The sequence below is a fragment of the Clostridium autoethanogenum DSM 10061 genome, from assembly GCF_001484725.1.
Lineage (GTDB): Bacteria > Bacillota > Clostridia > Clostridiales > Clostridiaceae > Clostridium_B > Clostridium_B ljungdahlii.
Map to the genome: position 1 here is coordinate 3,924,804 of NZ_CP012395.1, position 12,292 is coordinate 3,937,095.

Annotated in this window: 13 protein-coding genes and 1 pseudogene; 8 read left to right on the top strand and 6 right to left on the bottom strand. The window is 30.8% G+C overall.

What is annotated here, in order from left to right; translation table 11 throughout:
• The first annotated feature begins 3 nt into the window (after nt 1–3).
• Nucleotides 4–1,362, top strand: coding sequence for an allantoinase AllB (gene allB / locus CLAU_RS17790; RefSeq protein WP_023163291.1), 1,359 nt, complete (start codon nt 4–6; stop codon nt 1,360–1,362).
• 40 nt (nt 1,363–1,402) lie between these two features.
• Nucleotides 1,403–2,866: an NCS1 family nucleobase:cation symporter-1 gene (locus CLAU_RS17795; protein WP_013238196.1), complete on the top strand. Its 1,464-nt coding sequence runs from the start codon at nt 1,403–1,405 to the stop codon at nt 2,864–2,866.
• 45 nt (nt 2,867–2,911) lie between these two features.
• On the opposite strand, the pseudogene CLAU_RS21550 reads toward CLAU_RS17795, so the two are convergent.
• Nucleotides 2,912–3,155 (bottom strand): annotated as a pseudogene (locus tag CLAU_RS21550) (ISNCY family transposase); the annotation flags it as partial.
• 159 nt (nt 3,156–3,314) lie between these two features.
• Here CLAU_RS21550 and CLAU_RS17800 point away from each other — a divergent pair.
• Together CLAU_RS17800 and CLAU_RS17805 are read left to right on the top strand one after the other, a co-directional pair.
• The gene (locus tag CLAU_RS17800; RefSeq protein ID WP_013238197.1) at nt 3,315–3,527 is read left to right on the top strand and encodes a zinc ribbon domain-containing protein; all 213 of its coding nucleotides are present in this window, start codon (nt 3,315–3,317) and stop codon (nt 3,525–3,527) included.
• Nucleotides 3,528–3,558: 31 nt separating this feature from the next.
• Nucleotides 3,559–4,080 (top strand): nitroreductase family protein, encoded by a 522-nt coding sequence (locus CLAU_RS17805; protein ID WP_013238198.1) that lies wholly within the window; start codon nt 3,559–3,561, stop codon nt 4,078–4,080.
• Nucleotides 4,081–4,657: 577 nt separating this feature from the next.
• Here the strand turns inward: CLAU_RS17805 and CLAU_RS17810 are convergent.
• The 5 genes from CLAU_RS17810 to CLAU_RS17830 all read right to left on the bottom strand — a co-directional run bounded on the left by CLAU_RS17810 (nt 4,658) and on the right by CLAU_RS17830 (nt 9,277).
• On the bottom strand, nt 4,658–5,827 hold the full coding sequence (locus CLAU_RS17810) for an ABC transporter permease (RefSeq protein WP_013238199.1): 1,170 nt from the start codon (nt 5,825–5,827) through the stop codon (nt 4,658–4,660).
• Nucleotides 5,827–6,981: an ABC transporter permease gene (locus CLAU_RS17815; protein WP_242832262.1), complete on the bottom strand. Its 1,155-nt coding sequence runs from the start codon at nt 6,979–6,981 to the stop codon at nt 5,827–5,829. The genes CLAU_RS17810 and CLAU_RS17815 overlap by 1 nt, the downstream gene beginning before the upstream one ends.
• An 8-nt stretch (nt 6,982–6,989) precedes the next feature.
• Complete coding sequence (locus tag CLAU_RS17820) at nt 6,990–8,042, bottom strand: HlyD family secretion protein (RefSeq protein WP_013238202.1); 1,053 nt, start codon at nt 8,040–8,042, stop codon at nt 6,990–6,992.
• A 32-nt stretch (nt 8,043–8,074) separates the two neighbouring features.
• The gene (locus CLAU_RS17825) at nt 8,075–8,551 is read right to left on the bottom strand and encodes a MarR family winged helix-turn-helix transcriptional regulator (RefSeq protein ID WP_013238203.1); all 477 of its coding nucleotides are present in this window, start codon (nt 8,549–8,551) and stop codon (nt 8,075–8,077) included.
• Between the two features lie 450 nt (nt 8,552–9,001).
• Complete coding sequence (locus tag CLAU_RS17830; RefSeq protein WP_013238204.1) at nt 9,002–9,277, bottom strand: hypothetical protein; 276 nt, start codon at nt 9,275–9,277, stop codon at nt 9,002–9,004.
• Between the two features lie 218 nt (nt 9,278–9,495).
• Between CLAU_RS17830 and CLAU_RS17835 the strand changes: the two genes are divergently transcribed.
• The 4 genes from CLAU_RS17835 to CLAU_RS17850 are packed head-to-tail and all read left to right on the top strand — an operon-like array spanning nt 9,496 to nt 12,260.
• Nucleotides 9,496–9,819 carry a DMT family transporter gene (locus CLAU_RS17835; RefSeq protein WP_023163293.1) on the top strand — a complete coding sequence of 108 codons (324 nt, stop codon included), beginning with the start codon at nt 9,496–9,498 and terminating at the stop codon, nt 9,817–9,819.
• 32 nt (nt 9,820–9,851) lie between these two features.
• Nucleotides 9,852–10,295: a MarR family winged helix-turn-helix transcriptional regulator gene (locus CLAU_RS17840; RefSeq protein ID WP_013238206.1), complete on the top strand. Its 444-nt coding sequence runs from the start codon at nt 9,852–9,854 to the stop codon at nt 10,293–10,295.
• 59 nt (nt 10,296–10,354) lie between these two features.
• Nucleotides 10,355–11,041, top strand: coding sequence for a response regulator transcription factor (locus CLAU_RS17845; protein WP_013238207.1), 687 nt, complete (start codon nt 10,355–10,357; stop codon nt 11,039–11,041).
• On the top strand, nt 11,001–12,260 hold the full coding sequence (locus tag CLAU_RS17850) for a sensor histidine kinase (RefSeq protein ID WP_035787953.1): 1,260 nt from the start codon (nt 11,001–11,003) through the stop codon (nt 12,258–12,260). Before CLAU_RS17845 ends, CLAU_RS17850 begins: the two co-directional genes overlap by 41 nt.
• Nucleotides 12,261–12,292: the final 32 nt, after the last annotated feature.

Sequence of the window (12,292 nt, forward strand, 5' to 3'; positions counted from 1 at the left end):
TAGATGTTAGATTTGTTTATTAAAGGTGGCAAAATCATAGAAAATGATTATATTTTTAAAGGTTCTATAGCTGTAAAAAGCGGTAAAATAGTGGGCATTACAAATACTGATATTAAAATTGATGCTGCTAATGTAATTGATGCTTCTGGAAAAATGATATTTCCGGGTGCTATAGATTGTCATGCACATTTAAATGATCCGGGATTTGAATGGAGGGAAGACTTCATTCATGGCTCTGAAGCAGCAGCAGCAGGAGGTGTAACAACTATAATTGATATGCCGCTTCAGAATGAACCTGCACTTACATCAAGTAAAATATTTTTAGATAAGCAAAATAAAATCATGCACAAGTCTGTTGTTGATTATGCTTTCTGGGGTGGTCTTGTAGATAATAATGTGCAGAATATAGAGGAACTTTATAAGTCAGGTGCAATAGGACTAAAAGCATTTTTAGGTCCAGTTTCTTCTGATTATTCTACCATAAATATGGGAATAGCAAGACAGGCATTAGAAATAACTACTCCATTAGGAATGGTTATTGGATTCCATTGTGAAGATTATTCAATAATAAAAAGTTATGAAACAAAGTTAAAAAAGGAGAATAAATTTGCTAGATCAGATTATTTTCAATCAAGGCCGGTTATTGCAGAATTATTAGCAGTTAAAAATGTGATAGAAATGGCAAGAGAATCAGGTGGAAAAGTTCATATTTGTCATGTAAGCCACCCAGAGGTTGCTAAAGAAATAAAAAAAGCAAAAAATCAAGGAGTAAATGTAACTTCAGAGACATGCCCTCATTATCTTGTATTTACGGATAATGATATGGTAGAAAATGGTGCAATATTCAAATGTGCTCCACCATTAAGAAGTTATAAAGATAAGGAGGAACTTTGGGATTATGTGATGGATGGCACAATAAATTGCATAGCATCCGATCATTCTCCTTGTACTATTGAAGAAAAATCAGAAGATAAACATAACATATGGGAAATCTGGGGAGGTATAAGTGGCATACAAACTACATTCCAAGTTATGTTTAATAAAGTAGTGAATGAGAAAGGATTATCCCCTACTATATTGACAAAACTTTTATCTAATGAGTCGGCAAAGATTTTTGATTTATATCCTAGAAAAGGTAATTTAAATATTGGTTCAGATGCTGATATTGTAATTGTTGATCCAAGAAGAAAATGGAAAATTACTTCAGAGTCACTTTTTTATAAAAATAAAATATCAGCTTTTATTGGACTTCAGGGTAAAGGAATTCCAGTTACTACAATAGTAAGGGGAAATATAGTTTATGATGATGGCAAAATTGTAGGAAAACATGGTACGGGCTGTTTAGTTAAAGCTATACGATAAAAGGTAGAATTGTTATTTAAATATGAGGAGGGTTTATATTTTGGGCATTAAATTGAAAAATTATAAGTTTGAAAATTCTAATTCATTGACAAATGATGATTTAAAACCGATTATAAAAGAAAGACGTACGTGGAAGACTGTTAATTATGCTACACTTTGGATGGGAATCATTCATAATATTCCTACTTATGCTACTGTAGGAGGGTTAATAGCATTAGGGCTTTCGCCATGGCAAACCCTAGGAATAATTATTACTGCTTCTCTAATATTATATGCTGCATTAACACTTAATGGACATGCAGGCACAAAATTTGGAGTACCATTTCCAGTTTTAATTCGTTCCTCCTTTGGTGTTATTGGTGCTAATATTCCAGCAATGTTGAGAGCATTTGTTGCTATTATGTGGTTTGGAATTCAAACATATGCAGGAAGCACAGCTATTAATATTTTGATACAAAAACTTTGGCCATCATGGAATAGCCTTGGTGGTAACTGGAGTTTTTTTGGACTTCATCTTTCGGGTATGATTTCATTTTTGTTATTTTGGGCACTTCATTTATTTACATTAAATCATGGTATGGAATCTATTAAAAAATTTGAAGTTTTTGCAGGCCCAATGGTTTATCTAGTCTTTGGTGGTATGGTTTTTTGGGCTATTAGCATTGCTGGTGGTCTTGGACCAATTTATTCTCAACCAGGAAAGTTTAGAACATTTAAGGAAGCATTTTGGCCTTTTGTTGCAGGTGTTACGGGAGTTATATCAATATGGGCAACTTTGATATTAAATATTCCTGATTTTACACGTTTTGCGGAATCTCAAGAAGCTCAAAAGAAGGGACAATTTTTAGGATTACCTGGAACTTTTGCACTGTTTGCATTTGCTAGTATTACTGTAACGTCAGGAACTCAGGTAGCTTATGGAAAACCAATTTGGAATATTGTAGATGTACTTTCTCGTTTTGATAGTCCATTTGTAATTGCAGCTGCAGTAATTACACTTTGCATTGCAGCAATGTCGGTTAATGTTGCATCAAATATGGTCTCACCTGCGTATGATATTGCTAATTTATTTCCTAAGTATGTAAATTTTAAACGTGGAGCTTATATTACAGCAATTTTAGCTGTGTTTACTTTTCCATGGAAGACAATGGAAAGTGCTACAAATGTAATGTCATTTTTAGGAACAATTGGTGGGGCACTTGGTCCGGTTGCAGGTATTATGTTTGCTGATTATTTTATTATACGTAAGCAAGAATTAAATGTGGATGATTTATATGCTTTGAATGGAGAATATACTTATAATAAAGGATATAATTATCGAGCATTTATTGCTACGCTAATTGGAGCATTTTTTGCACTAATAGGAGACTTCATTCCTTCATTAAAAAGTTTAAGTAATATTTCATGGTTTGTAGGTGTTGCTATAGCTGCAATTGTTTATGTAGGTTTAATGAAAATTGATTCTCCAAATATAAAATTAAGTACAATAAATTCCCAGAAGTAATGCGTCAACCATTTTCGAAAATCTCCACAATCAATCTTATGATCTAAGTGTTAAATTAATTTTATCAACAGATGGTTGTTTTTCAAACACAGATTTGGTATGATTGATTTCAAGAGCAAATTTGGTAATGAATTCTTTTATGTAGTGGTTGAAGAATTCATTTGCCTGTTCCAGGATTGTTACAGCTGCTTAGTTCAAGTCCTAAGGGTAACCGTGACTGTAACGTTTGGAATAGACGCTCTACACGACCATTTGCTTGAGAGATACTACTAGTTTTAATTTCTGTACCTTTCTAATTATGTCTATCTCATTTATATATTGTTATGAGTTATATTTTAACACTATTTTTTATTTATTTGGAATATAATCGCAAAGGGTATACTAAGATATTATCGTAAATCAATCATAATTATTTTACAATCATATATAGGTTAAGAGGAGGGTTTAAATGGAAAAGAAACAATACATCTGCCCAAAATGTGGAAATACAGAATATGAATCAGATCAATTTCAGGCAACAGGAGGAAATTTCTCAAAGATATTTGATGTACAGAATAAGAAATTTATTACTATTAGTTGTAAAAAATGTGGGTATACAGAATTGTATAAGGCACAGTCTTCAGCTGGATGGAATATTCTAGATTTTCTTATAGGCAATTAACTTATAATATATATGAAAGGAAGACATCATTATGAATGAAGTTTTACAAAATATTTTAACAAGAAGAAGTGTAAGAAAGTTCAAAGAAGAACAAATAAAAGACGAAGAATTAGAATTGATTTTAAAAGCTGGGGTGTATGCACCAAGTGGTATGAACAAACAAACTTGGCAGTTTACAGTCGTTCAAAGTAGAGAGAAGATGGAGCTGCTAGCAAAAGTAGTTAGAAAAGCATTAGGAAGAGACGCTGGATATAATTTTTATGCACCTCCAACTTTAATTATGTTGTCCAATGAGAAGGAAAATGTAAATGGACTTGCTGATTGTGCTTGTGCTCTTGAAAATATATTTCTAATGGCAAATTCACTAGGGATAGGTTCCTGTTGGATCAATCAATTAAGAACTATTTGTGATGAAAAAGAAGTAAGGGAAGTACTAAGTAGTTTTGGTATACCTGAAAATCATATTGTTTGGGGAATGGCATCCATTGGATATCCTGAAGGCATATCAAAAGCACATGAGAGAAAAGATGGAGTTATTAAATTTGTAAAATAATAATATAAAATTTCTAAACGAAAAATCAACTTATACTGCGGATATTTTTAATAATTAGAAATTAAGAGTTAAGAATTAATAATTATGGTTGATTTTCTTCCGTTAATACTACAGAAAATCTAAAACATAGTGCAATTAAAGCAAAGCTTCAATAAACTTTAAATTTAAGTTTTTTCGAGCATATTGAAGAAAAAAATTCACTCACTATTAATTCTTAACTTAAAAATATGCCTACGTATAAGTTGATTTTTAAGTTAGAAATCTTGTATAGGGTTTATAAGTCTAAAATTAAATTATACATATAGTTAAACCATTGAGATCAATAGATTTCAATTAATGTATAATTTAAGTTATTAGTTAAAAACCCTATAGATAGTTAACTCTACAATTAAGCTTATCCAAATTGCTAACTTTATTTAAATGCTAAAGTTATAAATTCAACTGAGACTTATATAAGCAATTTTAGGTAATGATAGATTTAACTTTAAACTTTATGATTTATATAAGAAACACAGAAACAACAAATTTTAATGCCAATATTAAGTATGTTTCTAGTGAAGATGAAAAATGTAAAGCTCTAAGCTTTCTGTAGTAGTTTACTGTTTTTATATTTCATAAAGGCAATTTTAGCAGAGTATAGTGCAAGTCCTACTGGTAACCAAAATGCGCCGAACCTAAGCTCATTTTGCAAATAAGGAAGCATAAGATCAAAGCTTAATCCTTTTAAGTTTAACATTTTTAATGCTACAGTCATATGTCTGAATGGCCATAGAATATTAAGAGCATCTGCCATCCCATTTGGCAGCAGATAATCTGGCATCACAACACCACAGGTTAGAAATATAACTATATTTATCAAATTAAAAAACAGTATAAAGTGACCAAGGTTATCCATAAATGATGTTAAAACTAATCCCATAGCTGTAAGGTTAATAAAAAATAAACTCATTAAAACAATATATATTAATATATCACCACGAAGAGGTACACAGAATAATTTATCAACAATACATAAGCAAGTGAAAATTACTATACTACATAGAGTAGAATATAGTAATATTCTTCCTATAAGGCCAATTACAGCTTTTACACCTTCTTTTGAACGCATCTTAATATGTGCAAATTGCTCTTTCTTCTTCATTAAAGCAGGTACTAAAAGTAGTGGTACAAAAAAACCTTGATTAACTAAAGGTATCAAAGTATAAATTAAATATCTAAGATAACTACTTTGAGGCTCATACAGTACGCGTTCAACATAAGAAAAGTTTAAAACAGTTTGCTTAGATTGGTATGGAACCATACCATTTCCTTGAAGAACACTTATTTGAGCACCAGCATTTACCGTACCTAAAACCTGACTAGCATATGCTAAAACATTGGATAGTATGGGAAGATCAGTTCCATCTATTAGCAATAAGGCACTAGGTGATTTTGCCATACTTACATCTTTTTCAAAATGCTTAGGTATTATTATACCTCCATTTACCCTACGATCTCTTATTGCTTTTTCAAGTTCAGTATCCGAATTTGCATAATAATTAACATTTAAACCTGGGTTAATTTTAAGCTGTTGTACAATAGTTCTTGACAAATTTGAATTATCTCTATCAACTACACCAAATGGAAGATGCTCTATATAAGGATTAGACATGGCATAGCCAAAAATAAGTGTTGCTACAATAGTGAGTATAATAGTCTTAAGTAGGGAGCTTCTTTCTTCTTTTAATATCTTAAAAAGACTGTTCATTATGTTATCACCTCTTCATCTTGACTATTGATGATACTATTTTTCTCATTTATTCTAATATTTCTAAGCCTTTTAGCCTCTTTCATTTTATATAAAAGGAATGTAACCACCCACATAAAAATCATAAATTTAGTAAGCCAGAATATATTAGATAAGTTATCTTGAAAACTTCCGCCTATAAGTGTTAAATCTCTTAGAGGTATGGCATAGTAGTAAAATGGAATATATTTAGCTATTATAGGAGCAATATCAGGCATAGCTACAGTTGGAAATGTGTATCCAACCAAAAATAGAGTTATTGCTACTGGGCCTGCTAGTCCTACTGCATCTATCTGCTTTCCATTAAACAAGATACTTAAAAGTACTCCCACAAATGTCATTCCAATACAAAAGAGAATAGTTAACATAACTCCTGCTTCAACAGACCCTCTATAAGGTAAACCAAAATATTTACAAAAAATTACAAATATAGTAAAAACACAAGCTGATCCCAGAAGTCCAACCATAATACCTTTAATCCATATTTTTTTATAGCTATTACCTTTTTTTATTAATAAAATTACAACTATAATCATTCCAACCTGAATAGTATTGATTGAAAATCCTGGAATGAAAAAATTAAACATATTTTGAGTAGGATTTCCTATAAGTCTATAATTGTAACCTATAGGATTGATATAATTTTTAGCTACTTCTGGCATTAATCCAAGTTGATCCTCTGCTACATTTATTAAATATGCTGATTTAATGGTACCTAGAATTTGTGCAATTTTTGTTTTACTAGAAGCAGTCATGGCCATTTGTGCCCCATCATAAACAACCATAATGTTGGGATTCTTTCCATCAGTTAGATCCTTTGAAAAATTTTTAGGAATAATAAATCCTACAGCTATGTCTCCTTTGTCTATTAAATCTTTAACATCATTATCAATTTGGCTATATGCAACTATATTAAATGTTGAATTTGTCCTTAGTTCCCTAACAAAAGATTGAGATAATAAAGAGTTATCATGATCTACAATAATAGTTGGAATTTGACTAAGTGAATGAGCACTAAATTCAAGTGCTAAAACAATAGCCCCCCCAATGCCAATTATAAAAAGCATTAAGATAGGAGTTATCATATACTTAAATTTTAATATTGTTTCTTTCATAATAATCATCACTTCTTTCCAAAATCAACAAAGGCTGTCATTCCAGCATGAAGTGGTTTATTCATATCAATTAATTCAACTTTAATCCCATAGGACACTATATCAAAATCCCCATTATCATTTGTTGCCCTTTTAACTGCAAAATCAGCATCCTTATTAATTCTAACTATTTTACCTTTAAACTTTTGATTAGGATAAGCAGGAATTTTCACAGGCACTTCTTCATTTAACTTCACTTTTGAAAGATCTGTTTCTTTTATATCACATTCAACCCAGGGTGCAACTGTATTTGTCATTACAAGAAGAGGCATTCCTGTAGATACAAGTTCACCAACCTCTACATTTAACTGATTTACAACTCCATCTGCCGGTGCTGTTATTGTTGTATCATTTATATAACTTTGCACTTCATCTTGCCCACCTTCAGCTTGTTTAATTTGGGCTTGATATCCCTGTATTGTTGCATCTGCTTGACTTACTTGTGCTTGTAATGCGGCTATATCTTCAGGTCTTGATCCATCTTTAGCAACATCATATTGATTTTGTGCCACCTCCATATCTGTTTGAGCCTTATCTAAATCTTCTTTAGCTGCATAGCCTTTACTATACAGTGCATTTATCCTATCGTATGTAGATTTCGCTAAATCATATTGAGATTTGGCTTCATCAATTTCCTCCGGTCTTGCTCCATTTTGAGCCTTCTGAAGTTGTGCTTGTGCTGATGATTTTGCTGCTTGTGCTGCTTTCATTTGTTCAGTAGCTGCATCGATTTGAGCTTTTGATTGAGCTTCTTTTGCAATTAGCGAACTATTATCTATAGTTATTAAAACTTGTCCGTTTTTTATGCTGTCACCTTCAGCTACCTTTATAGCTGTTATTTTTCCTGCAGCTTTAGAATTTATATTTATTTCTTTAGTCTCTATGTCTCCTTGAACAGTTAAGTGGTCACTTTGCTGTTTTACTATTTTATCTCCTGTCAAAACAAAATTCTTACTACATCCTGAAAACAAACCTGTTGTAATTGTTAGAGCTAATACTAATGCAATTTTTTTTCTTTTCATATAAATCCTCCCAAACCAACTAATATATTTACTTATAAGAACCTGTTAGTCAAACGTTGTCTAATTTTTACAAGTGATTCATGTAGAATTTGCATCTGTTCTTCTGGTAAAACACCTAATAAAGACACTATAATATTTTCTTTATCTGGTAATATCTCAGCTAAAATTTTCTTCCCATCTTCTGTTATAGTAATCTTTGTATATCTCCTATCATTTTTATTTTCCTGTCGTAGAACAATTCCTTTTAATGTCATTCTATCAATTAAAGTTGTTACACTAGGTTTCTTTACTCCTAATTTCTTACTAAGAGTAGATGAAGTACTTCCTTCATCACCACATAAATATAGGTAATACAGAACTTTGAATTGTACCTGTGTTAATTCAAACTTTTTATAGCCTTCTTCACCAATTTTATTTATTAAATCTGATATTTTAATAATCTCGTCAGTTACCCCAAAAGTTAACTCCATTGGATCAATCTTAATTAAATCGGTATCTTTCTTATTCATAAACAACACTCCTAAAATGCTTTTTCATATTATTCTGTTAACATTATTAATTTAATATATTGATAGTTAGCATGAGTAATAATTAGTATAGTTAATAGTTAGCATATCTAACAATTAACTATACTAACTATTATACACATTATTATATTAGTTTCAATATCAATAACTGGAAATTATTATTAATAATCTGTAACTTTTAGTTTTAGTTCTGCAAACTGGAAATCTAAGTTCAAAAATGTGTGTTACCAAGAAAATGCTGGAGATTTGACATTAAAAAAGTATTACACAAATGATAGGGTATGTAGGATACGAATTGTTAGAGGGGTTAAATATAGGTAACGTGTTTGCATTATCAAGTGTCCGGCAAATGTACGAAGTTACTAAAGTTATGGACCACAAAAATGGATTGCCTTAAAATTAGGCAATCCATTAATTATGTATTAAGTGAGATTATAAGGAAGATAAAAACATTTCGTATGCGTCTTCAAATGAATCGTAGGGATCTGGATTTCCGCCGTTTGTGCTTTTGCATTGGTTGTCACTGTACTCTTGTCCAACTGCAAGAAGACCCCCAACAGTTATAGGATGTCCTGCATCACAGGCTATTTTACAAAATGTATCCATAGGATCATCTGCGAGATGAGTTTCCAGCAGCTTCTTTCTTAAGGAAGGATCTTTTTTAGCATCAGTATAAAGCAGTTCTAATTCAGTAGTTGTGTTGTCCATAATTTGCACCTCTGTACTTTAAATTAATAATGTAATTATAGCACTGCATAAGAATTTAGGCCAATAGAGATTGTAATAAGAGCATCATCTTATTATATAGTTTCGTTTTGTTTTCAGCAAAATTATTTGTAATTGAACAAAAAGAACCTTTAGCTTATAATAATATTAGTCCATAAATAGACTAATATTATTATAAACAGTGAAAGAAGGTTTTATTGTTGGAATGGATTTATCTAATTGGAGCTATTATACTTGAAACAATAGGAACAACTTGTATGAAGATGTCTGATGGATTTACAAAATTACTGCCAGCTTTAGGAACAATTCTAACGTATGGCTTGTGCTTTGTACTTTTTTCAATATCTTTAAAAAAGATACCTGTGAGTGTGGCATATGCTATATGGTCAGCTGCAGGAACTACTATTATATCAGTAATAGGAATTTTTATTTTTAAAGAAAATATAAGTATTTTAAAAGTTTTGTCTATATTTTTTATTATATTAGGAGTTGTAGGATTAAACTTTAGCGGCGTTAGTCACTAACCTTTTTATAATTAGAAAAGAGTGTATGAAATATGAATGAAGAAAATGAAGTTGCTGAGCTATTAAGTGATTATTATGAATCCTGGTTTAAAATTAATGAAATTTATCGTATCTGGTCAAAAAAGCATGGTATTCAGGATACGGTTATGTTTATTTTATATGTAATAGAAGTTTCTCCTTGCTGCAGTCAAAATGAAATTTGTGATAAATTATGCCTGCCAAAACAGACGGTTTCTTTAATATTATCCCGCCTTGAGAAAAAAGGATATATTTCTAGAAAATTAGATCCTGAAGACCGCAGAAATAAAGTAGTCAGCTTCACAGAACAGGGAAGTAAATATGCAAAAGAGATATTAGAACAGCTTAAAGCATCGGAGGTAGAAGCTCTCAGTAATATGTCTCAAGAGCAAAGAAGGACTATGGTGGAAAGTTTCTGCTTGTTATCTGATTTATTAACCAAAAGCCTTTCTAAATAATATCTAGCCTATATGGGAATATTTAATTAAAAGAACATTCTATTTGAAAGGGAAAAATAATGAAAATACTTGTAGTAGAAGATGATAAACTTATTTCTCAAAGTATAAAAAACAGCCTTAAAGATTATTACAGTATAGATACTGCCTTGGATGGAGAAGAAGGACTCTATATGGCAGAACAAAATATATATGACCTTATAATTTTAGATATAATGCTCCCAAGTTTAAATGGAGATGAAATACTTAAAAGTCTGCGGAAAAATGGAGTAAGTACGCCAATACTATTGCTTACCGCAAAGGATTCTCTGGAAGATAAAATAAATGGCTTTAAAATAGGTGCTGACGATTATATTTCAAAGCCATTTCATATAGAAGAGCTAAAAGTGAGAATTGAGGCATTACTTAGAAGAAGTGGAGCACTGATAAATGAAAATATATTGAAATGTGGAAACTTAAAAATCGACATCAAAATTAGAGAATTATCAATAAATAATGAAAAGGTAAATTTACAGGCTAAACTATTTGATCTTATGGAGTATCTAATAAATAACAAAGGAACTATACTCACTAAAGAGCAGATATTTGATAGAGTGTGGGGTTTTGAATCAGATACTGCCATAAATATTGTAGAGGTATATATGCACAAATTGAGGAAAACATTAGTTGAACACGGTTGTGATGGAGAAATAAAAACTGTAAGGGGAATTGGATACATGTTTAAATCCAGTGATAAGTCAAATGTTTAAAAAGCTGAAATTAAAGCTTACATTTTTAAATGTAGGGGTATTTTTTATACTTTTTTTAACATTTAATGTTGTTATTTACTTATATGCTAAATCTAATATATATTTCTCAATAGATAAAAATTTGCTGATTTCAAGAGATATGATTCAAAGAAATATGCCACAAAATAGTTCTTATTTATCTACATTAGATCCAAGGGTGATAGCCATAGTACGTGACAAAAGTGGAAAAGTTATTTTGGATACTCATATAAATATATTTTATAGGGCAAATCAGGAATATATCAAACCAACTAAGGTGGATCAATTATATGACATAAACTTTAAACGGTTTCATTTCAGAAGCATAGCATTTTCAGCTCAACTAAAGAGTGAAACAGTAATGGTTCAGCTGCTTAGAAATACAAATTCAGAAATAGAATTCTTAAAGAATTTGTTAAAAATAATAATATGGGGAAGTATTATTGTACTTTTAGTTTGTACGCTAGCTGGAAATCTTCTTGCTAAAAGGAGTATGGTTCCAATAGTTAAGGCATGGGAAAAACAAAAGAGGTTTGTGGGGGATGCTTCCCACGAGCTCAGGACACCCCTTACCGTAATACAGGCACAGTTGGAGTTGGTTATTAGAAATTCAGAGGATAAGATAATAACTAAAAGTGAAAATTTAGGAATAGCCTTATCGGAAACAAGAAGGTTATCAAAACTGGTAGCTGATTTGCTCATTCTTACCCGTTCTGATTCTGATGCAGTAGAAATAGATAAAAAAACTGTAAATATGTATTTGCTCATTAAAAAAATAACTGATATATATGCTGAAGCTGCAGATATGGAGGATAAGCAGGTAAAAACTGATTTAGAGAAAAATTTAATTGTAAACTGTGATGAAGAAAGAATTAAGCAGCTAATGGTAATTCTTTTGGATAATGCTATTAAATATACTTATAGAGGAGGAAATATACAGGTTGTTCTTACCCAAAAAGATAATAAGTGCATCATTTATGTAAAAGATGATGGTATTGGTATAAAAAGTGAGGAAAAAGAATTAGTATTTGAAAGGTTTTATAGAGGTGATAAGAGTAGAAATAGAGAAACAGGTGGTGCAGGTCTTGGACTTTCTATAGCTAAATGGATAGTACAAAAACATGAAGGAACTATAAATATTTTTGAAAATATACCTAGAGGAACGGTTGTAGAAGTAGTTTTAAAAAATAATTTTAGTTAAGCAAAAGTTAAGATTAAAATGTCATAATCATT

Bases quoted from the DNA above. Each gene is read 5' to 3' on its own strand.
- CLAU_RS17845 (WP_013238207.1), top strand. From the start codon at position 10,355: ATGAAAATACTTGTAGTAGAAGATGATAAACTTATTTCTCAAAGTATA.
- CLAU_RS17815 (WP_242832262.1), bottom strand. From the start codon at position 6,981: ATGAAAGAAACAATATTAAAATTTAAGTATATGATAACTCCTATCTTA.
- CLAU_RS17830 (WP_013238204.1), bottom strand. From the start codon at position 9,277: ATGGACAACACAACTACTGAATTAGAACTGCTTTATACTGATGCTAAA.
- CLAU_RS17825 (WP_013238203.1), bottom strand. From the start codon at position 8,551: ATGAATAAGAAAGATACCGATTTAATTAAGATTGATCCAATGGAGTTA.
- CLAU_RS17805 (WP_013238198.1), top strand. From the start codon at position 3,559: ATGAATGAAGTTTTACAAAATATTTTAACAAGAAGAAGTGTAAGAAAG.
- allB (WP_023163291.1), top strand. From the start codon at position 4: ATGTTAGATTTGTTTATTAAAGGTGGCAAAATCATAGAAAATGATTAT.
- CLAU_RS17820 (WP_013238202.1), bottom strand. From the start codon at position 8,042: ATGAAAAGAAAAAAAATTGCATTAGTATTAGCTCTAACAATTACAACA.
- CLAU_RS17800 (WP_013238197.1), top strand. From the start codon at position 3,315: ATGGAAAAGAAACAATACATCTGCCCAAAATGTGGAAATACAGAATAT.
- CLAU_RS17810 (WP_013238199.1), bottom strand. From the start codon at position 5,827: ATGAACAGTCTTTTTAAGATATTAAAAGAAGAAAGAAGCTCCCTACTT.
- CLAU_RS17840 (WP_013238206.1), top strand. From the start codon at position 9,852: ATGAATGAAGAAAATGAAGTTGCTGAGCTATTAAGTGATTATTATGAA.